Origin of the sequence: Pelovirga terrestris (assembly GCF_014773365.1) — a bacterium.
In the GTDB taxonomy this organism is placed as follows: Bacteria; Desulfobacterota; Desulfuromonadia; order Desulfuromonadales; family Geopsychrobacteraceae; genus Pelovirga; species Pelovirga terrestris.
In genome coordinates this window covers 58,841-80,123 of sequence record NZ_JACWUN010000009.1, presented here as the reverse complement: position 1 = coordinate 80,123, position 21,283 = coordinate 58,841, and the positions used below count along the sequence as shown (strand labels likewise).

Below are 21,283 nucleotides of genomic sequence, written 5' to 3'. Positions count from 1 at the left end.
ATATTTATTTCCTTTTGGGAGGTTTTACTGTGAAAAAGATGATGTTTTTGGCTGTTCTCTTGTTGGTTGGGCTGGTGACTCAGGGGGCGGCAAATGAGGATCCTCTGGCAAGCTGGCAACCCACGTTTGATCCCAGTGGAGCAAAGTATACCTACATTCTATCCAACATCTCGCATCCGGTAATTGAAGGGGTTGCAGCCGGCTACCGCATCCGCGATGCGGTCTGGGAGCGCACCAATGGCCAGATCTACGTCGACTACCGCCCTCTGGCACAACTGGGGGGAGAGCGTGACGTGATCAGCAAGCTGCGCCTCGGTGCGGTTCACGGCATGCTGAGCTCCTCGGTGGCGGCGGCCAATGTGGCTGACACCCTGGGTGTTGTCAATCTGCCCTATGTTGTTGATACCTTCGACAAACTTGACACCTTCAGGGCGGACCCGGAGATCTGGCAGCCCTTTGCTGACAGCGCTCTGGCCGGGGGTATTTATGTCGCCGATATTACCAATTACGGCCCTTACGGCTGGGCCACCACGGTGCCGGTAGACAGCCTTGAGGCGGCCAAAAGTGTTAATTTCCGCATTGCCGAAGCACCGGTCAATACCGATGCTTATCGCGCCTGGGGATTGAGGTTCACCGTAATGCCCTGGCCCGATGTGCCCCAGGCCCTGCAGACCGGGGTCATCACCGGTCTTGACCACACCGCCATTGTCTGCAATATCACGAAAAAGTTTACCGTTGCCAAGCATTTCACCGAGCTGAACTACGCTCAAGGGCTGTTTGTTCATCTGGTCAATAAACGCTGGCTGGATCGCCTACCGGAGGAGTTGCGCACCCTCTTCCTGGAGGTTGTGGCGGAAGAAAGTGCCAAATCGCGGGAAGCCACGCGCCGTCAGCACGAAGAGCAACTTGCTGCCGCCAGGACCGCGGGAGTACAGATTCATCAATTATCGGAAGCTGATCTGGACCAGTTGAAAAAAATGTCTGAACCGGTTCTGCAACGCTGGAGTGAGCGGGTCGGAGCTGAGTACCTGGCGTTAGTACGGGCAAAGCTTGGCAGTTAGAGATAATCTCTGTATAATCCCCCACACCATGACGGGGCCGGAGAGGATCCCTCTTTGGTCCCGTCTTTCGTTTGCCCTTACCAAGAAGCGTAGAGACGATCTCCACCCCGAACCCCCCCTTTCCCAACGGATATGGCAAGAGTTAGCGGAGCCGGACACGGACGATGCTGAAAAAAATCTTTAAAAAAATTGATCGAACATTTCTGTTTGTCGAAGAATGGTCGCTGTTTATTGCGGTCAGTGCCGCCTTGCTGGCGGCCATGGCCAATGTTGTCCTGCGCAAGAGCGGGGGGGACATCAATATCTACTGGTCGGATGAAGTGGTGCGAAAGGTCATCTTCTTTTCCACTTATATCGGTGCGGTAACGGCGATCCGCAGTCGCTCGTTGATTCGTATCGATGCACTGCCGCAGATTTTTCCGGTGCTCAAACGTCCCCTGACCCTGATCTCGCATATTGCGGTGCTGTTTTTTGCCGGGGTGATGGTCAAGCTGGGGTGGACCATGACGGCTATGATGTATCATGACCCTTTTGCCCGGACCAGTACCCTGCAGATTCCCGAATGGTATTTTTACGCGGTGCTGCCGATCATGGGGGTGATGATGTTTTTCCGTACGTTGGTCGTGATGGTTGAAGACTGGCGCGGCATCCAGGATATGACCGGGGAACAATGACATGGACATGAGCTATCTGTTGATTCTCGCCCTGTTGCTCGGTTGTCTGGCCGCTACCGTGCCGGTGTTTATGGCACTGTTTTTTACCGGTACCTTCGGCCTGGTATTCCTTCTCGATATCGATCCACGTATTGTGATCGAGGTGTTGTATCGCAGCATGGACAAGTTTGCCCTGGTGGTCGTTTTGTTTTTTGTTCTCTGCGGCAACATCATGACGACCGGAACCATTGTCAAAAAACTGATCAATACCGCCAATGTGCTGGTTGGTTTTTTGCCCGGCGGGCTGGCGATGGCAGGAATTCTTGCCTGTGGATTTTTCGGTGCTATCTCCGGCTCTACCGTCGCGACGGTGGTGGCTATTGGTGGTTTTATGATCCCTGCGTTGATCAAGAATAATTATGATGAAAAATTCTCGGTCGGGGTGATGACCACCGCGCCGATACTTGGCGTTATTATCCCCCCCTCTATTGCCATGATCCTCTACGCTATGGTCAGTAATGATCCCCTTGAGGCCCTGTTTTTGACCGGTTTTATCCCCGGGCTGTTGATTATGGTGGCCCTGAGTGTCTACGCCTATATTGTTTCTAAAAAACAGGGCCTGCCGACCCTCGAACGTCCGACGTTCAGGGAGGCGCTCAAGGTTATCCGTGAAAGTATCTGGGCACTGTTATTGCCGGTGCTGATTTTCGGCGGCATTTACTCCGGTCTTTTTACTGCCAATGAAGCTGCGGTGGTGGCTTGTTTTTATGCCTTCTTTGTCGAAATTGCCATCCATCGTGATCTGAAACTGCGTGACGTCAAACGGATCGTGGTATCGTCGGCGGTCACCTCGGCCACCCTGCTGATCATCGTCGCCGGAGCCTCAGTGTTTGGCGAATACCTTACCTTTGAACAGATTCCCAACAAGATTGCCAATGCCGTCGTCAGCAGCATCGATTCGCCCTGGGTGTTTCTGCTGGCGGTTAATATCCTGCTGCTGGTTATTGGCATGTTCATGGATATTATTTCCGCCACCTTGATCTTGACCCCGATTTTTCTGCCCTTACTGAGTCAGTTCGGTATTGATACCATGCACTTCGGTTTGCTGATGACCCTTAATCTGGGGATCGGCTATTGTACTCCGCCGCTGGGAGTCAGTCTGTATATTTCCGGTGCGACAATCAACCGCGACCTGGTCTACGTCTCGAAGGCGGTCATGCCCTTTTTGCTGATTCAGTTGGCGATTTTGCTGCTGCTGACCTTCTGGCCTGATCTGGTGCTGTTTTTACCGCGCCTGGTGTACGGTTGATTAAGACAACAACACAGGGGTATACCTGATGAACAGAAGCGCTACCAAAACTATGCTGATTGCCGCCATGGTGTTGTTTATTTGTCTGCCTGCCGTAGCCAAAGAACATCCGGCGGCGGCACAAAGTCTTGAGGAATATCTACTCAGCTATGATGATGATGCGCGGCGTGAGATGAAGGCCAACAGCCTGTTTTTGATCGATCACCTCATGGATGACGAAGTGGTACTGGTGGATATCCGTTTCGCCGAAGAACAACAGGTATGGAATTTCAATTTTGCCCTGCACATCCCTTTAAATGAACTGCCGTTGCGGCTGGATGAACTGCCTAAGGACAAGTTGATCATCACCGCCTGTCCCCACAAGGATCGGGCGATCCTCGCTATGGCGTATCTGCGCACACAAGGATATCATGTGCGTTATCTGGAAGATGGTTTGCTCAGTCTGGCGGAAAAACTGCGCGGCGATGATGCGCGCATGCTGCTGCAGTTTCTGCCGCCGGAAAGGTTTCAGCATGAGAGTAAGCGAGACTCGGACTGATATCAAAAATGTCAGCACAAGCAGATAACATGATAACAGCGGTAGAGGAGAAACTGATGAATCCCAGGATACTGATACCGATCAACGATTCTGCGACCACCCACAAGACCATTGATGATATCCTCAGCAACCGCGAAAGATTTGGCGCCCGTCTGGTGCTGTTGCATGTCATTAACGATCAGCTGGCCTACCGGATGATCCCCGATTTTCAGATTGAGATGGTACGCGAAAATGCCATGCAGGCGGCCACCGAGCGGATGGGAAAACTGGCCGACAAGCTTCGCGGTGCGGGGCTGGAGGTGGAATTGCGGATGGAGTTCGGGATGCCGCGGCGGCTGATTCCGCAGATCGCTAATAACGAAGATTTTCAGCTGCTGGTGCTGGGGCGCCGTAGTGGCCGTGGCGAGATTCGTGATGTGCTGTTCGGCTCCGTTGCCAATTACGTGCTACACAATGTGCGTTGTCCGGTGTTGCTGTTCTGATCCTGCGATCATTCAAGCTGTGACTTGAACTCGTCAAACTGGTCGAGAATACGGACAATGTCCTCCTGCAGACGGGAAATCTCCTGCTCCAGCAGGGAGACCTTTTCCTCCAGGTCGGTGAGACGTTCACTGCCTGAGAGGTTTCCCTCCCGCTGTTCCGACATTGTCCCTTCAGCCAACGCTACCTCTGAAGTCTCTGCGCGCAACCGGTCAATGTAACGGCATTCCTTGCGACCGGGTTGACGCGCCAGCTGCGTGACCAGGGGGGGCTCGCTGGTACTTAAGGTGTTCATCACCGCCTCCACTGCGGCGAGGTCAGCAAAGGCAACCATCCGTTCACAACGGGTACGGATTTCACCAATCGTCTGGGGTCCGCGCAACAGCAGGATCGCCAGCACCGCCAGTTCCTTACGCTCAAGATGCAACATTTTCTCAAGATGATGACAGTAACGCTGGGTGCGCACCCCTTCAGCAGAACGATAAATCAATTGCCGGCGCCGCAGATTATCGAGCCCCTGGACGACCTCTTCTTCGGTCAGCACCATGACCGGATCGCGATTCGATTTCTGATTGCAGGCATTGGTCAGGGCGTTGAGGCTTAAGGGATAATATTCCGGCGTTGCCAGTTCTTTTTCGACCAGAGCACCGAGGATACGAATGTCAACGGGAGACAGTTGTTGATACATGGATACTCTTTCTAACGGATAGGTTTTTTTGTTAGAGACAAGGTAGATAACAGCATAAACAGCGAGGTGTTGGCAACTGTTGAATAGCGTGCGGGGTGCACAGGGACAAGAAAAACAGGCGATCACCATCATGGTAAATCGCCTGTCATTATGCTCTCAGTTGAAATGGCAGATCATGGTCTAAATGCGTGGACCTTGACCACCACGGCGTCCTGATTTTTCACCGGGGGTGCAATCACCGGCGCCGCACTTTCCGGACTGCCCACGCATGCCGCAGGAGTTGTCCCCCTTGAGTTCGCGCATCTGCTCAAACTTCTGCTGTTGCTCCGGAGTCAACACGGCAGCCATCTGCCGGCGATGATTGGCGCCATCCACCATCTTCCGGGTCTTTAATTCGGCGTGTTCCTGCACTGCTGCACGGATGCTCGCTTCATCTGCGTCGTTGGCTCGGGCGACTTCATGCAGTTTTTCACGGCTGGCCTGCATTTCGGTGCGCAGGGACTGCTGCTTTTCCCGGCGCTCTTCCCGTAGGGTTTGCAGCTGTTGTTGTTGCTCTTCGCTCAAGTCGAGAATCACCGCCATTCGTTGTTGTTGCTCTTGCTGGCGCTGCTGCCAATCTTGGTCGCTCATTCGCTGGGCTCCTCGCTGACTACAGTCCTGGCCACCGCGCATTCCCGGACCACCGGACCAGCCAAAGACATGGGTTCCGGCCAGCAGCAGACCAACAATAAGCAGACCGAATAAGATTGTTCGTTTCATGTTTTTTCTCCTTGTTATCTGTGGTTGATTGAAAATGTTTTGCGTCGATGACTGGACTATAATCAAAACAAGAGTAAATGTGGGTTAAGAGCTGTGAGGTTTAGGTAAAGTTAGGTAAAGCTGTTGATCCTTATTTTCGCTTTACATTTCTTTACAGCACTGATCATGGCTGGCAGGTATGATTAGCTGATAAGAAAATAGTACTATCAGGTACCGTGGACAGGAGAGAGTATGGAACGGATTCTGGTCATTGATGATGACATGGAACTATGTGAGTTGCTGCAGGATTATCTGGGAGGTGAAGGTTTTCAGATTGATGCGGTGCATCGCGGGGATCTGGGAGCCGAGGCGGCAACGAGCCATCCTTACGAGCTGGTGGTGCTGGATGTCATGTTGCCGGGGCTTAATGGTTTCGATGTGCTGCGTACGATTCGCGAAACCAGTCGTATCCCGGTGATCATGTTGACTGCCCGTGGTGATGATGTCGACCGCATTGTCGGGCTGGAGCTGGGAGCCGATGATTATCTCCCGAAACCCTTCAATCCGCGTGAACTGGTGGCGCGGATCCGTGCGATCCAGCGCCGCCTTGAAGGTTCACCGGGGAGCCACAAGGTGAAGCCCAAAGCCCAGGCAGAATACCGGGTCGGTGACCTGGTGCTCAATGCCACAAATCGGACAGTCAAACAGAATGGTCAGGGGGTAGAACTGACCTCGGTGGAATTCAGCCTGCTTGAAGCTCTGCTTGCCCATGCGGGCGAGATTATCAGCCGTGAAGATCTGGTCGAACAGGTTCTGGGCCGGCAACTTTCGGCCTATGATCGCAGTATCGATGTCCATGTCAGCGCCCTGCGCAAAAAGCTTGGCCACAGTTACGGGCAGACCGAACGGATCTGTACCGTGCGTGGAATCGGATATCTTTATTCCCTGCCGGAGGATAACTCCTGATGCGCAGCCTGTTTTTAAAGATATTTCTCTACTTTCTCCTGATTATTGTGCTGGTTACCGCATCGGTGGTGGTGTTGACCTATTTTCGTGATCAAGAGTTCCCGCCGTTGGCACATCAGAGTTTCAGCCGGCGCGCGATCACCGAATATGGGCGCGAAGCGATCCGTGCTTACGAAACCGCCGGGGTTCCGGCCGCGGATCAGTATACCGAGCGTTTGTTGCGCGAATCAGGGATTGAGCTGATTCTATTCGATCAGCAGGTCCAGCTGTTAAGCCGGCGCACAATTCATCGTCGGGTGCAGCATATGGCATCGCGCGCGCTGCGCAGTGGTGAGGTGGTACTGCCGATGCAGGGCGCCCGTAACGGCATTGCTGCCACGGTTAAGGGGGCCGGCGGTAATGACTATGTCGTTGTTATCACCTTGCCGGAGCGACCAGCCCCGCGGGATTTCTTCCAGCTGATGACCCGCGGCTTTCTCGGCGTGCAGCTATTGTTGCTGCTTGCGATCACCGCCCTGGTCTGCTTTATTCTGGCACGCTCCCTGGCAGCACCGATCAGTCGTTTGCGCCACGCCACCCATCGTTTTGCTGCCGGTGATCTGGCCACCCGTATTGGTGATCAGATCAAAACAAAAAATGAGCTGGGTGGGCTGGCTCGGGATTTCGATGATATGGCGGCCAAAATTCAAATCCTGATCTCCAATCAACAACAGTTGCTGCGTGATCTGTCCCATGAGTTGCGCTCACCTCTGGCCCGCCTGACTGTTGCCCTCGAACTGGCGCGTCAGCAATCATGCAGCGATGCCGGAGCAAGGGCCCTGGATCGGATCGGTCTTGAAGCACAGCGGATGAATGAGATGATCGGCCAGCTACTGGGGTTAACGCGCATGACCAGCGGGATCAATGAACAAGGTTTTGCCCCCCTCGATTTACAGGAATTGCTGGAGAAGCTGGTGCAGGACGCTGATTTTGAGGCAGCGGGGCGTCAGTGCCGGGTTGTGCTGGAATCTTCAGAATCGGCAGTGATAAAGGGGGCGGAAAACCTGCTGGCGCAGGCACTGGAGAATGTTATCCGTAATGCGGTGAAATATACCGCTGAAGCTGGGGAGGTTCGGGTTTCCCTGGGGTCGCAGGGACGCTTCTGGGAGGTCAGGGTGTCTGATCAGGGACATGGTGTCCCCACGGCCGCGCTGGAAAAGATCTTTGATCCATTTTACCGGGTTGCCGATGCTCGTGATCGTCAAAGCGGCGGCACCGGTATCGGTCTGGCCATTGCTAAAAGTGCCATAGCCCTGCACGGCGGCAGTATTCGGGCGGAGAATCAGCCGCAAGGGGGGCTACTGGTGACAATCCTTGTCCCAAAAAACATATAGATATATGCATAATTGACTTTTTATGGAGTTTCGTCTACAATCAGACTAACCGCAAACAAAGGAGTAAAGAGATGGAATGGACACTTATTCTCGGTATTGTTGCCGTCTGGTTTATTGTGAACCGCTGGATTTTGCCACATCTGGGAATTCAGACCTGAATGTCTGACAGTTGTCAGCTTCCGCGTGACGGAAGCAAAAAGACCGATTCAGCCGAAGGGAAGTCCACAGACGGCCAATAACCGGTGATCGTGACAGTTATCTTCTATACCAGTAAGACCTGACCATACAGCCCACGGGATAAATATCCTGTGGGCTGTTCGTTTTTTTTTCAACGATGAAAGCAGTCGATTGGGGCGAGTGACCCCTTGTCAACGACCGGTCAACGCACGACACCTTCCTGGCGCAAGGCTGATCGCAGGGTCTCGATGCGTTTGCGATTGACGCCGAAATCATAGTAGCCCAGCCGTGCCGCGGAGCGCACGGCGATGATGCCTTCTTCCGGGCGCAGATGCAATTCCAGATCATCGACAAAACCAAAAACGGCACTGCGGCATTCGGCATGGAGATAATGGTCGCTGAACGAAATAATCCGGGTGCGTGACAGCGCGGTTATCTGCTCATGAACTGCTTGCCAGGCTTGCAGCGCCGGCACGGCCAGGATAAAAGGGTCAATCTGGTGTTTGGTCGAGTCACAATCGCTGCAGACACAGTTGGGCGAAGCGTGGCAGGAGGACAGTGTGGCTGCCGTAACCCCAAGGTTGCCAGACTGGTTGCCGGCGCAGGACATCAAACACATACTGATGGCCGGCAATAATAGCAGAGCGCTAAAGGTAAGCCGCTTGTTGGCAGAAGGAATCATCAGGGCCCCCAGATGTCAACGATCAGCAATCAGGATGCCACCGACAGCAACCTGATCCGGAGTGTTTTCGCGCAGCATGATGATAATCGTTGATTCAGGCAGATCATACGCCCTGGCCGCCAGGCTGGTCAGTTCATTGGTCAGGAGGCGCTTTTTATCCAGGCTCAAGGGCGGGCCATCAAGGGTGATAATCGGCATTGTTAGCTCCTATAGATAAGGGGAAAAAAGTTTGAAGAAGGAATCACGCAAACGTGCAACCAGGGGGCGGCTGTCCACCTCCTGCAGGGTCACCTGGCGGGATCGATCGCGGGAGCGGTCGAAGTGGTCAGAGAGTTCGGCGACCGTATGCTGGTCAAACACTTCAACATTAAACTCAAAATTCAGCCGCAGGCTACGCGGGTCGATGTTAGCGGAGCCGATCAGGGCATATTTATCATCAATCAGCAACAGCTTGCTGTGGACGAAGGGGGGAGGATGGAAATAGACCCGGGCATCATGCTCCAGGACCTCAAACAGGTAGGCGTTGGCGGCCCAGCCGACAAAGGGGAGGTTGTTCTGGGCCGGCAGGATGATTTCCACCCGCACGCCGCGCAGGGCGGCGACGTTGATAGCGGCCAGTTGCGCCCGGGACGGGATAAAGTAGGGAGTCATAATACGGATATGAGATTTGGCGCAGGACAGGGCACCGATAATGATCCAGTTGAGTTTTTCGTGGGGTTCGTTCGGTCCGGCGCTGATCCCGCGACAACAGGCGTTGCCCACCGTTTGAGGCCGGGGCCACTCGCGCGGTGTACGTTTTTCCTTGGTGGCATAATGCCAGTCCTCCATAAAGGCATCGCGCAGTTGTTCACAGACCGGTCCCTGCAAACGGAAATGGATGTCGATAACCCGGATGGAGTCCTGCGCCGCTTCGACCAGATGGCGCTCGCGGATATTGATGCCGCCGGTAAAGCCGAGGCAGTTGTCAATAACCAGTAATTTACGGTGATTGCGCAGATTGAAATAGAAGCTGTGCAACAGACGCGGCGGCAGAAACGTAATGACCTTGACCTTGGTGCCGCGCAAATGGCGTCGCACCCTGCCACGCGAATAGAGTTCACCAAAGGCATCGATGAGAATGCGTACATCGACACCGCGGTTGGCCGCGGTGATCAATTCCCGGACAAATTGCATCCCCAGGCTGTCAGGAACGAAGATATAGCTGGAAAGATAGATAGATTCTCGAGCATTACGGATCGCCTCCAGCATCGCCGGGTAGGTCTGTTCGCCGTTGTGGAGAATGTCGACCTGATTGCCACTGACCAGCGGTCGACGGGTAACCGCATCGGAAAGGGTGATTAAGGCCCGACTCGTGTCGTCCTTGGGGTAGCAGGCCACATCCTGGTCTGCCGGGGGGACATTGACATGGAGCCAGTGCATCCCTTCCCCTTGTTCCTGTAGCTCACGGGCCCGCGCACGGATACGGTTGACGCCGAGGAGCCAGTAACAGAGGGCACCTACCCCAGGCACAGCAAGACAGGTGACAATCCAGCCAAGAGCGGCGCGCGGGTCACGCTTGGTGAGCAGCGCATGTCCGGCAGAAATGACGGAGAGAGCCCAAAGGATAGCCACCAGCAAGGTCAGCATTGACGCTCCGGCAGGGAAAGAGGGTAATGGTTACAGAACGTTAGCAGTTATTACTAAAGAAGTCCAGAACGCTGTTTGAAATGAAACCGGCAGCAGGCGCTACCGGATCCACAGATCAACGTAGGGAAGTGCCGCAGCGTGGACACGTCAGGACCGTGTTGGTGGAAACCTTGTCACCACAGGTGGGACAATTGAACCAGTGGCGGCAGAAGCGGCATTGATGCTCGGAAAGTCCTTGTTTTTTCTTGCACTTGGGGCAACGCCGGTACATTTTGCGTTGGGACAGATAATCTTCAAAGAACAGCCCGCAACGTCCGCACTCCTGCGCCCCCGGTTTGACGGGTGCTTCACAGCCGGGGATTGGGCATTTAAAAACGGCTTTACACTCTTTACACCAGTACCCGCCGGTTAACAGGGCACCACATTGACTGCACTTTTTGTTGCCGATCTTACTGCTCATGCTTCACTCCACAGGGGCTATTGTCCGCCCAGGGTTAAATAATCCAGTTACCATCATAGTTGAGATCAGCAGGAATGCCAAGGGAAAGAAACTGCTACGACTTTTGTCCTTTGCCGGTTACTTTGAGGCTGTCACGCAGATAACGCCCGGTATAAGAGCCGTCACAGGCGGCAACCTCTTCCGGCGTTCCGGCAACGATAATTCGACCACCACGGCTCCCCCCTTCAGGACCGAGATCAACGATATAATCAGCGGTTTTGATGACATCGAGATTGTGTTCAATTACCACCACGGTGTTACCGGTTTCAATCAGGCGGCCCAGGACCTCAAGGAGTTTATGGATGTCGGCAAAATGCAATCCGGTGGTCGGTTCATCAAGGATGTAGATCGTTTTTCCCGTCGCCCGCTTACCCAGTTCGCGTGCCAGTTTGACCCGTTGGGCCTCACCACCGGAGAGAGTGGTGGCACTCTGACCGAGCTTGATGTAGCCGAGACCAACATCCCTGATCGTCTGTAGCTTGTTGTGAATCCGGGGAATATTTTCAAGGAACTGACTGGCCTGGTTGACGGTCATGGCCAGGACATCGGCGATACTTTTCCCCTTGTATTTAACTTCGAGGGTTTCACGGTTGTAGCGCGCGCCCTTACAGACGTCACACTGAACGTAGACATCGGGGAGAAAATGCATTTCGATCTTGATAATGCCGTCACCGCTGCAGGCTTCACAGCGCCCGCCCTTAACGTTGAAGGAAAAACGTCCCGGTTTGTAGCCACGAATCTTCGCTTCCGGGAGCTGGGCGAAGAGATCGCGGATATCGGTAAAGACTCCGGTATAGGTAGCAGGATTGGAGCGGGGCGTGCGACCGATAGGGGACTGGTCGATATCGATGACCTTGTCGAGCTGGTCCAGCCCATTGATTTCCCGGACCGGGCCGGATTTTTCCCGCGCCCGATGCAGATGCTGGGCCAGAGCTTTGTAAAGGGTTTCGATAACCAGCGAGGATTTACCCGAACCGGAGACCCCGGTAAAGCAGGTCAATACCCCCAGGGGGATGCGGACATCGACCGCCTGCAGATTGTTGGCGCGGGCACCTTTGATTTCGAGCCAGCGCTCACTGTGGCGCCGCTCGGTCGGAATCATGATTTGGCGACGCCCGGAGAGGTAGTCTGCGGTCAGTGATTCGGGACAGGCGATAACCTCCGCCGGTGTTCCCTGGGCCACCACGCGGCCACCGTTGACCCCGGCTGCCGGCCCCATGTCGATCACATGGTCGGCGGCACAGATGGTTTCTTCATCGTGTTCAACCACCAGGACCGTGTTGCCGAGATCGCGCAGGCGCTTGAGGGTCGTCAACAAGCGCTGATTATCACGCTGATGCAGGCCAATCGAGGGTTCATCAAGGATATACAGGACCCCGGTCAGGGAGGAGCCGATCTGGGTCGCCAGGCGGATTCGCTGCCCTTCGCCACCGGACAGGGTGCCGGCGCTGCGATCAAGGGTCAGATAATCAAGACCGACATGGGAGAGAAAGGAGAGACGTTCACGGATCTCCTTGAGGATGCGGCGGGCAATCTCCATCTCTTTGGTTGGCAATGTGAGTTGCTTAAAAAACGCCTCAGCGTCAGCAATGGACATGGCGGTGGTCTGCTGGATGTTCTTGCCACCGACGGTAATATGCAGGGCCTCAGGGCGCAGCCGGGCACCATGGCAGGTCTGGCAGGGGATGACATTCATAAAGCGTTCGAGGTTTTCGCGCACGCCGTCGGAATCGGTTTCATGGTAGCGGCGCTCAAGGTTGGGGATCACCCCTTCAAAGGACTTTTCATAAAAATGGCGTTTGTCCCCCTGATCATAGAAAAAACGGATGTCCTTGCCGCCCGAACCGTAAAGGATGACGTCCTGCACGGTCTGAGTCAGCTGAGCAAAAGGGGTGCGCATATCGAACTGGTAATGCAGGGCCAGGGCCTCGAGCAGGGCCTGATAGTAGAAGCCGGTGCGGCTGTCCCACGGCACCACCGCGCCGTCCCGCAGGGACAATTGTGGATTGGGAACCACCTGTTCGCGGTCAAAGAGCATTCGCGTGCCGAGTCCGCTGCAGTCAGGACAGGCGCCGTGGGGATTGTTGAAGGAAAACATGCGCGGGGTGATTTCCGGGTAGGACAGGCCGCACTCGATACAGGCATGGCGCGCTGAAAAAAGCATGCTGTCACCCTCGGGAATCTCCACCCGGACCAGTCCGTCAGCGAGCTGCAATGCCGTTTCGATCGATTCGGCCAGGCGGGATGTGATGTCAGCTTTGATCACCAGACGATCAACAACAACCTCCAGGGTATGCTTCTTGTTCTTGTCGAGGCTGATGGGGTCGCCCAGATCGTGCATCTCTCCGTCAATACGCATACGCACATAGCCGGCGGCCTGCAGCTGCGCCAGCTCCTTGCGATATTCCCCTTTGCGCTCACGGATGATGGGGGCCATGACCATCAGGCGGCTCTGTTCCGGCAGCAGCATGATCTGGTCGACCATCTGTTCCACCGTCTGGGCCGCAATTTTATGACCACAGCGATGGCAGAGGATGTCGCCGACCCGGGCATAGAGCAGGCGCAGGTAATCGTAGATTTCAGTTACGGTACCAACGGTGGAGCGGGGGTTTTTCGAGGTTGTCTTCTGTTCGATGGAGATAGCCGGGGAGAGACCGTCGATCTGGTCGACATCGGGTTTTTCCATCTGCTCAAGGAACTGACGGGCATAGGCCGACAGACTTTCGACGTAGCGGCGCTGCCCTTCGGCGTAGATGGTGTCAAAGGCCAGGGTGCTTTTCCCTGAGCCGGAAACCCCGGTTATCACCACCAGTTGATCGCGCGGGATGTCGATATCGATATTTTTCAGGTTGTGCTCGCGGGCACCGCGGATACGAATATGGTCGATCATGGTTTGCTGTCGGTTCCGTTAAAGGGTTGAGGACTCATCGTTGCCGCCATGCGCAGGGCGGCACAGAGACTGGCGGTACTGGCGCTGCCGCTGCCGGCGCGGTCGTAGGCGGTGCCGTGATCGACGCTGGTGCGGATGATCGGCAACCCCAGAGTGACGTTAACCGCATCGTCAAAGTGCAGCAGTTTTAAAGGGATCAGTCCCTGGTCGTGATACATGCAGATAACCGCATCGGCGCTTTTTTCATGGACAGCAAAATGGAACAGGGTATCGGCACTGTGCGGGCCGTCGGCGACAATCCCGTCGGCGCGGGCCGCTTTAATCGCCGGCGTGATCAGGCGCTGTTCCTCATCACCAAAGAGCCCTTCTTCACCGGCATGGGGGTTCAAGGCAAGAACCGCAAGACGTGGCCGGGGCAGGGCAAACTGATGCTGTAATGCGTGATGGGTAATGCGCAGGGTGGTGAGGATTGTCTCCACCGAAAGTTGTTGTGCCACCGCGGTCAAAGGGAGATGGGTGGTCACCAGGCAGACCTTGAGGCTGCTACCGGCGAGCATCATCACTACCTGTTTTACCCCACAACGATCGGCGAGAAATTCCGTATGGCCGGGGAAGCTGAAACCGGCGGCGTTAATCGCTTTTTTGTTGATCGGACAAGTGACCATGGCATGGGCACTGCCGTTTAAGCACTGGCGCGCAGCTTGCTCGATGTAAGCTGCCATGGCACGCCCGCAGTCATGATCAGGTTGACCATAGTTCAGATTAGCGGCCGACAGACTTGAGCAGGCTTCCACTTCAAGGCGATGACCGTTGAAATCGAGACAGACTATTGGACCTGCTTCTTCTGTCTTTTTAGCTACGATTCCGAAAATCTGCCCGGCCTGTTGCAGGGCGGCGATATCACCGATGACCCGCACCGGCAGCGGCAGGGATGCCAGGTCACCGGCAAGCAGGGTCTTGACAATTAACTCCGGGCCGATTCCGGTCGGATCGCCCATGGTGATTAACAGGGGTCGCATCTTGTATTCCTTGACTCAGGTGTTTGCGCAATAGATCAATATAACGGAAGCACAAGGGAGGAAACAAGGCGGAAGGCAGAAAAGCTTAGCGATCTTTTTTGTCGGGATCAGAATCTGGGCTGGGACCGTTCAAGTTGGGTTATCGCCTGCTGCATCAGGCTGTAGGGATTCTCCGGATCGGTTGGCGTGGGGCAGACGATGACGCTCGTCCAGGGAATGCGTTGCTCGGGAAAGCTGTTGCGCAGCCCGATGAGAATCCGCTCAAGCAGGTCTGCTGCCCGCTCACTCGGGGTTTCCGGCAATAGAATGGCAAGCCGCTGTCGCTGGTAACGGCAGAGCAGATCGGATGATCTGATCTGGTTCTTGATGGCCAGGGTAACGCGCACCAGAAATGGCTCCAGCAGTTGTTGATCCTTCTGGTGGCGCTGGGTCAGCTGGGGTTCAAGCAGCAGCAGGCTGACCGGTCGTCCCGTCAGCTGGCTGCGTGACAGTTCTTTGCCTAAAAAGGTGTCAAAGTAAAAGCGACTGTAAACCTTCTGTTCTGCCGCCACCTGCTCATTGATGCCGGTAGCAGGTGGTGGAGGGCTCTCCAGAGGGGCATCAAGTTGAGACCGAATGACCTCTTTCAGGCTCGAAGGGTCAATCTGACTGTCGACATAACCACTCCCTGTAGGTAGCCGCAGGCGTATCCGGGATTGTTTATCGGTAAAGCACAGAACCCGGCAGAAGCCTTTACGGACCAGATCAGCCCAGGGCGGCAAGGTGTCTTCTGACACGTCAAGTTCACAACAGATCAGATCAGCCGCGGTGTTTTTGACCAGCCGCTTCAGTTCTTCCGCCGTGCCGGAAAAATAGAGTTGATCGAACAGCTGCAGATCATTGATGCGCTGCGCCAGGAGCTGGCGGCGATTTTCTTCCACGGCAAAAATGATGGCAGATGTCGGCATGGTGGGTGACCCGGTTAGTTGCGGTTACAGGCGACGGTCGATATAGGCGTTGTTGAGCAGTTCTTCCTGCCACTCGATGAAGCGCGCCTCGGTTTTCTCGCGTCTGAGACGTTCTTCAATACTGGCTTTGGCTCGCTCGAAGGCTAATTCCTCTCCTGATCGGCGATCATTAACAATAAACAGGTGGAGCTGCTGGTTGAATTCCGTCGGAACACTGATGTCACCAGTGGCCAGACGTTGCAGCGCCTGTTGCAGCGGAGCGGCAAGGTCACTCAATACCAGTTCCCCCATAATGCCGCCATCTGCCAGGGGCCCCGCTTCAGCAAGAACCGTATCAAAGGGTGTGCCGCCAAGCAGCCGTTGGCGACTTTGGTTGGCCTGTTCCTCGATGCGTGCGGCATCGCTACTGCTGCGGTCAGCAGGCAGGGCAAAACTGATGCGGCTGACAAACAGCCGAGTCTGAGTATCAAACTGCTCGATATTCTCCTCAAAATAACGGCGGACTTCGCCACTGGTAACGCGGGCGCGGTAATTGACCTCCTGGGACATCAGCTTATAGCGTAGAATTTCGTCATGGATCTGTCGGCGATAGGACTCCAGAGACATCCCTTCGGCTGCCAGAGCCGTCTCCAGCGTGGCTGGATTCAGATTATTGCTGGTCATCACGTCGTCAACCGCCGCATCCACCTCCTGGGTAGTGACCGACAGGCCGAGCTCCTTGCTCCGTTGTTGCAGCAGGCGATCATTAATCAACTGATCAAGAACCTCCCGCCGCAGTTGCTGGCGCTCCTGGTCGCTGGGGAAACGGGACAGGTTCTGGCTTGATACCAGCCTCTCGACGGCGCGATCAAGCTGATAAGTGGTAATGATGTCGCTATTAACCACAGCAGCGACACTGGCGATGGTTTGTGCCGCCAGCGGAGATATGGGCACTGACAGGCACATGAGCAGGAACCAAAAAGTGAATCTTTTCATCGTCTATCGTCCTTAAACACTATCCCTTTAACGGGATGAACGCGGGAGAATCTTCTCCCAGTCAATCATAACCTCGGCATTTTCACGCAACTCCTTCAGCCACTGTTGCAGCAACACCTCTTCCTGCTCTTGGTAAAGCCGCTCCCTGATTTCATCAGTAACTGCAGCAAAAGGGCGTTGCCCGGCGTTACGTTTGCGGTCGACCATCAACAGATGAAAGCCGTAAGGGCTTGCTACCGGATCACTGACCTGACGCAGGGGCAGAGAAAAAATTACCGCATCAAATTCCGGTGGCAGTGCCCCCGCAGCAAAATAACCCAAAAGACCCCCCTCCGCACTGTCAGGTGATAAGGAATGCTGCCTGGCAAGGGTGGCGAAATCTGCGCCATCCTGCAAGTGTTTTTTTATTTCCAGGGCGGCTTCACGGCTCTCCAGCAGCATCTGGTGAACGCGAACCTCTTCCGGGCGTTGATAGTCTTCGCGATGGTCGTGATAATAGGACTCCATGTCAGCTTGTGAAATCTCAATACGCGGGCTGACGATCGTCTGGGTTATCTTGCTTATCAGCAGACGAAAACGCAAGGATTCGCGCCACAGTTCCGGGATGATGCCGGCGTCACGCAGATTCTGTTCAAATTCTTCATGGTTGTGCACCCCGCGGATTCCGGTCAGGGCGGCATCGAATTCATCAGGGGACAGGCGGACATCAAGGCGAGCAGCTTCAGCGTGGATCAGTTCGCGATCGATGAGCTGGGTTACTATCTGTTGCTGCAGGTGAATTCTCTCATGCACCGGAAGATCATCAATATGTGGATAGTTCATCCGTACTTGACGGTTAAACTGCTCAAGCGTGACCGTGCGCGATCCAACCGTGATCAGGGGTAAGGCGGATGGTGACGTTTGCTGCGCAGATGTCGGTGTGGGTTGTTCCTGGCAGGCCAGTACATTGGCGACGAGAAATAACAGCAGCAGATAGCGGACGGTGATGGACAGGATGGTCCTCCATTAGGGCAAGAAAGGGTCATAATTTAGCACGATTGCCTTTAAAAATACGCTGTTTTGTCACCTGTATCCGTTTCTGTTTGCACGCTGTACGGCAATCAGATTAGTTGCTGCAGCTCTTTGCGGGTGTGGATGAGCAGTTCCCCCGGACTGTGGCGACCAATCTCAATGATGAGGCGATAATCGCTTCCCAGACGATAGCGCTGCGTCTGATCGGTGACCAGTTGGCGAATCTGCTCGGGGGAAACCGGAGTGGCGGCGTGAAATAGCAGCGACAGGCGCTTACCATCGTATTCCAGCAGCTCAATCCACAAGCGTTTGAGCAAAACGCGGATGCGCATGGAGCCAATCAGGGTTTCGGCAGCAAGCGGGAGTTCACCAAAGCGGTCGCGCAGTTCGTCAACCAGGTCGAACAGCTGCTCATCGTCATCGGCTGCGGCCATGCGCTGATAGAGCTGCAAACGCTGATTGGGATCGGGCACATAGGATTCCGGCAGGAAAGCGGAGAGTCCGAGACGAATTTCCGGGTCGATACGTTCCTGGCGTTCATTGCCACGCAGGCGGTCAATGGTCTCTTCAAGCAGTTCGCTGTACATTTCAAAACCGATGGCAGCGATCGGTCCCGATTGTTTGCCGCCAAGCAGGTCCCCGGCGCCACGCAGTTCTAGATCGTGGCTGGCAATGCGGAAGCCGGCGCCGAGCTCAGTCAGTTCCTGCAAAATCCGTAAGCGTTCGCGCGCCTCCCGGGTCAGGGCGGCCTCCCCGGGGATCAGCAGATAGGCGTAGGCGCGGCGATCGCTACGCCCCACCCGGCCCCGCAGCTGGTAAAGCTGGGAAAGACCGAAATGATCGGCATGATTGATAATCATGGTATTGGCGCGGGGAATATCGAGGCCATTTTCGATGATGGTGGAGGCGACCAGCAGATTGGTCTTGCCACCAACAAAGTCGAGCATCACCTGCTCCAGTTCTTTTTCTGCCATCTGGCCGTGGCCCACCGCAATGGTCGCTTCGGGCACAATCTGCCGCAACTGCTCCGCCATGGCGTCAATGGTCTGAACCCGATTGTGGACAAAATAGACCTGGCCGCCACGGCGCAATTCGCGCAGGATCGCCTGACGGATCAATTCTTCATCAAAGCGAGTCACATAGGTACGGATAGCGAGGCGATCGACCGGCGCGGTTTCGATCACCGACAGATCACGCAGGCCGCTCAGGCTCATGTGCAGGGTGCGTGGAATCGGGGTGGCAGTGAGGGTCAGGATATCGACCTCAGCGCGTAACTGCTTGAGCTTTTCTTTGTGGGCCACGCCAAAGCGCTGCTCTTCGTCGACAATCAGCAGGCCCAGATCGTTGAAGCGGACATCCCGTTGGAGCAGGCGATGGGTACCGATCAGGATATCGATCTTGCCGGCTGCCGCTGCTTCCAGGGTGGCGCGGTTCTCGGCGGCGCTGCGAAAACGCGAGATCATCTCGACCCGAATGGGAAAATCCTCCAGCCGCTGACTGAAGCTCTGCCAGTGTTGCCGGGCAAGGACAGTGGTCGGAACCAGTACCGCCACCTGCTTGTTATCCAGGACCGCCTTGACCGCGGCACGCATGGCCACCTCGGTTTTGCCGTAGCCGACATCACCACAGATCAGCCGATCCATCGGCTTGGCGGACTGCATATCCTTCAAGGTCTCTCTGATCGCCTGGAGCTGGTCGCTGGTTTCCTCGTGGGGGAAGGTGGCCTCAAATTCGCGATAGAGGTTGTCCGGCGGGGAAAAGGCAAACCCCTCGCGCAGTTCACGTCTGGCGTAGATTTCCAACAACTGGCGGGCCAGCTCTTCGACGGCGGCACGTGCCCTGATTTTAGCTTTTTCCCACCCCTGCCCCCCCATCTTGTCGAGTTTCGGACTCTGTCCCTCGGCGCTGACATACTTTTGAATTTTTTCGATGCGTTCAATCGGCAGGTAGAGGGTATCGCTGCCGGCGTACTGGAGGTGAAGAAAATCCCCTTCAATGTCACCGGTTTTTAGATGAGTAAGACCCCGATAACGGGCGACACCGTGGTCGGTATGGACAATATAGTCATTTTCCTTGAGCTCGGCGAGGCTGCCCAGCAGCTGGCGGGCACGGCGGGTGCTACTCTGGCGGCGATGGCTGCGCCGGCCAAAGATGTCCTCTTCACTGATGACGGTGAGTTTGTCATCGGGCAGACTGAAGCCGCTACTGATGGTACCGATAGCAAGGCGTGTTTGTCCCGGCCGTAGGCCGTTAAGGCGTTCATCGGTTTCAATGTCGAGGTGGATATGATGGCCGTCGAGAAGTTCCTGCAGGCGCTCTGCCTGACTGCGCTGACGGCAGACCAGTAGAGCGCGCCAGTTGTCCTGACGGACCTGGTGCAGTCTCTCAACCAGGGGCTCCAGGCCGTCCTGTCCGCCGGCGGGTTTAGCTCTTAAATTATCATTGCCGAAACAGTTGAAAAAGAAGCGTTGGCGCTGATCGTCCAGTTGCAATAGGTGCAGTCGGGACAGTTCGATGCGATCCGGCGCATTGAGCAGCCGGCCGACTTGCAGCGGATCAAGATAGAGGGACTGGCGATCGGCATGGGGTTGCCGTTCGCTCATCATGCGTTCTACGCCGTGGCGAATATCCTGATCGAACTGATCTGCTTCCCGTTCCAGTGCCGGCGGATCGATCAACACCAGGCGGTGCTGGTCAAAGTAGGCGGTCAGAGGATCCAGTTCGGGGTAGTTTAAGGGCAGCAAAAAAGAACGCCCGGGGGAGAGAATTCCTTCGCGCAGTTCGGTCATGATGGCTTCGCGCTCAGCACGAGGGATAGAGAGCTGGTCACAGCGCTGCTTGAGTTTGTGTGCCAGGGTTTCCAGAAATGGACCGTGAAGGATCATTTCCCGGGCCGGGATCAGGATAACTTCCGCCAGGCTGGATTTTTCCGAACGTTGGGTGGCGGGATCGAAGGGTCGGATCTTTTCGATATAATCGCCGTAAAAATCGATGCGTATCGGGGTGCCGGCGGCGGCCGGAAAAATATCAATCAGGTCACCGCGCACCGCGAAGGTACCACGATCTTCAACCAGGGAGACTGGCTGATAGCCGAGCTGCAATAAGGAGTCGAGCAGGGGCTGACGAGGATACTCTTCGTCAGCGAGCAGCGGAAAAGTCACCTGTTCAAGAACCTGGCGGGGGATGACCCGTTGCACCAGTGAGCGGATCGGCAGTACCAGGGCTCTGAGGCGGCGATCGGCCAGGGCCGCCAGGGTCGCCAGGCGAGTGGCCTCGAGTTCCGGATGGGGAGTCAGAGGATCGTAAGGGTTCATCTCCCAGTGAGGCAGCAGACCGATCTGTTCAGCGTGGGGGTGAAACAGATCCAGATTGCCGGCGAGCTGGCGGGCCTGTTCCTGATCAGGACAGAGGATAACCGTGAGTCCCTGTTGCTCGTTCAGCAGGCGTGCCAGGAACAAGGCTTCGGCACCGTCTCGCAGCCCGACAATATCGATGGTCTGTGCCGATTCGGTAATGGCGTCGAGGCAGGAGCGCAAGGTGGCGTGGCGGATATGGGAGGGTTCAGTTTCGCTCATATGCTGCTGTCATTCTTAAAAAAAGCAACGGGCGCACCAATTGGCGCGCCCGATAGGATTGTGCCTTCCAGCCCCA

The 21,283-nt window shown here is 55.5% G+C and carries 19 protein-coding genes; 7 read left to right on the top strand and 12 right to left on the bottom strand.

Annotation, left to right across the window (positions count from 1 at the left end; translation table 11 throughout):
- Positions 1 to 38: 38 nt before the first annotated feature.
- The 5 genes from ICT70_RS09100 to ICT70_RS09080 all read left to right on the top strand — a co-directional run bounded on the left by ICT70_RS09100 (position 39) and on the right by ICT70_RS09080 (position 4,043).
- Positions 39 to 1,061 carry a TRAP transporter substrate-binding protein gene (locus tag ICT70_RS09100; protein ID WP_191155902.1) on the top strand — a complete coding sequence of 341 codons (1,023 nt, stop codon included), beginning with the start codon at positions 39 to 41 and terminating at the stop codon, positions 1,059 to 1,061.
- A gap of 164 nt (positions 1,062 to 1,225) precedes the next feature.
- Positions 1,226 to 1,735 (top strand): TRAP transporter small permease, encoded by a 510-nt coding sequence (locus ICT70_RS09095; RefSeq protein ID WP_191155775.1) that lies wholly within the window; start codon positions 1,226 to 1,228, stop codon positions 1,733 to 1,735.
- 7 nt (positions 1,736 to 1,742) lie between these two features.
- Entirely contained in the window at positions 1,743 to 3,023 is a 1,281-nt protein-coding gene (locus ICT70_RS09090) for a TRAP transporter large permease (protein WP_224746936.1), read from the top strand.
- A gap of 28 nt (positions 3,024 to 3,051) precedes the next feature.
- On the top strand, positions 3,052 to 3,561 hold the full coding sequence (locus ICT70_RS09085) for a rhodanese-like domain-containing protein (RefSeq protein ID WP_224746935.1): 510 nt from the start codon (positions 3,052 to 3,054) through the stop codon (positions 3,559 to 3,561).
- A 56-nt stretch (positions 3,562 to 3,617) separates the two neighbouring features.
- Positions 3,618 to 4,043 (top strand): universal stress protein, encoded by a 426-nt coding sequence (locus tag ICT70_RS09080; RefSeq protein ID WP_191155771.1) that lies wholly within the window; start codon positions 3,618 to 3,620, stop codon positions 4,041 to 4,043.
- A gap of 8 nt (positions 4,044 to 4,051) precedes the next feature.
- Here the strand turns inward: ICT70_RS09080 and ICT70_RS09075 are convergent, their stop codons facing one another.
- Both ICT70_RS09075 and ICT70_RS09070 read right to left on the bottom strand, forming a co-directional pair.
- Positions 4,052 to 4,729 (bottom strand): YceH family protein, encoded by a 678-nt coding sequence (locus ICT70_RS09075; protein WP_191155769.1) that lies wholly within the window; start codon positions 4,727 to 4,729, stop codon positions 4,052 to 4,054.
- A 180-nt stretch (positions 4,730 to 4,909) separates the two neighbouring features.
- Positions 4,910 to 5,488 carry a Spy/CpxP family protein refolding chaperone gene (locus ICT70_RS09070; protein WP_191155767.1) on the bottom strand — a complete coding sequence of 193 codons (579 nt, stop codon included), beginning with the start codon at positions 5,486 to 5,488 and terminating at the stop codon, positions 4,910 to 4,912.
- Between the two features lie 231 nt (positions 5,489 to 5,719).
- On the opposite strand from ICT70_RS09070, the gene ICT70_RS09065 reads away from it, so the two are divergent.
- Positions 5,720 to 6,433 carry a response regulator transcription factor gene (locus ICT70_RS09065; RefSeq protein WP_191155765.1) on the top strand — a complete coding sequence of 238 codons (714 nt, stop codon included), beginning with the start codon at positions 5,720 to 5,722 and terminating at the stop codon, positions 6,431 to 6,433.
- Positions 6,433 to 7,806, top strand: coding sequence for an ATP-binding protein (locus ICT70_RS09060; protein WP_191155763.1), 1,374 nt, complete (start codon positions 6,433 to 6,435; stop codon positions 7,804 to 7,806). The genes ICT70_RS09065 and ICT70_RS09060 overlap by 1 nt, the downstream gene beginning before the upstream one ends.
- Before the next feature lie 379 nt (positions 7,807 to 8,185).
- Here ICT70_RS09060 and ICT70_RS09055 read toward each other — a convergent pair whose 3' ends face one another.
- From ICT70_RS09055 to mfd, 10 genes are all read right to left on the bottom strand, one after another.
- Complete coding sequence (locus tag ICT70_RS09055; RefSeq protein WP_224746934.1) at positions 8,186 to 8,665, bottom strand: DUF1499 domain-containing protein; 480 nt, start codon at positions 8,663 to 8,665, stop codon at positions 8,186 to 8,188.
- Positions 8,666 to 8,680: 15 nt separating this feature from the next.
- Positions 8,681 to 8,863, bottom strand: a complete 183-nt coding sequence (gene dmpI, locus ICT70_RS09050) for a 4-oxalocrotonate tautomerase DmpI (RefSeq protein WP_191155761.1) — start codon at positions 8,861 to 8,863, stop codon at positions 8,681 to 8,683.
- Between the two features lie 9 nt (positions 8,864 to 8,872).
- The gene (cls, locus tag ICT70_RS09045; RefSeq protein WP_191155759.1) at positions 8,873 to 10,291 is read right to left on the bottom strand and encodes a cardiolipin synthase; all 1,419 of its coding nucleotides are present in this window, start codon (positions 10,289 to 10,291) and stop codon (positions 8,873 to 8,875) included.
- Positions 10,292 to 10,406: 115 nt separating this feature from the next.
- The gene (locus tag ICT70_RS09040) at positions 10,407 to 10,751 is read right to left on the bottom strand and encodes a hypothetical protein (RefSeq protein WP_191155757.1); all 345 of its coding nucleotides are present in this window, start codon (positions 10,749 to 10,751) and stop codon (positions 10,407 to 10,409) included.
- A 94-nt stretch (positions 10,752 to 10,845) separates the two neighbouring features.
- Positions 10,846 to 13,680 (bottom strand): excinuclease ABC subunit UvrA, encoded by a 2,835-nt coding sequence (gene uvrA / locus ICT70_RS09035; RefSeq protein ID WP_191155755.1) that lies wholly within the window; start codon positions 13,678 to 13,680, stop codon positions 10,846 to 10,848.
- Positions 13,677 to 14,699, bottom strand: a complete 1,023-nt coding sequence (pdxA, locus tag ICT70_RS09030; RefSeq protein ID WP_191155753.1) for a 4-hydroxythreonine-4-phosphate dehydrogenase PdxA — start codon at positions 14,697 to 14,699, stop codon at positions 13,677 to 13,679. The genes uvrA and pdxA overlap by 4 nt, the downstream gene beginning before the upstream one ends.
- Before the next feature lie 107 nt (positions 14,700 to 14,806).
- Positions 14,807 to 15,646, bottom strand: a complete 840-nt coding sequence (locus ICT70_RS09025) for a diguanylate cyclase domain-containing protein (protein WP_191155751.1) — start codon at positions 15,644 to 15,646, stop codon at positions 14,807 to 14,809.
- A gap of 24 nt (positions 15,647 to 15,670) precedes the next feature.
- Positions 15,671 to 16,621, bottom strand: a complete 951-nt coding sequence (locus ICT70_RS09020) for a SurA N-terminal domain-containing protein (protein ID WP_191155746.1) — start codon at positions 16,619 to 16,621, stop codon at positions 15,671 to 15,673.
- 27 nt (positions 16,622 to 16,648) lie between these two features.
- Complete coding sequence (locus ICT70_RS09015) at positions 16,649 to 17,563, bottom strand: peptidylprolyl isomerase (RefSeq protein WP_224746946.1); 915 nt, start codon at positions 17,561 to 17,563, stop codon at positions 16,649 to 16,651.
- 158 nt (positions 17,564 to 17,721) lie between these two features.
- Entirely contained in the window at positions 17,722 to 21,207 is a 3,486-nt protein-coding gene (mfd, locus tag ICT70_RS09010) for a transcription-repair coupling factor (RefSeq protein ID WP_191155744.1), read from the bottom strand.
- Positions 21,208 to 21,283 lie beyond the last annotated feature (76 nt).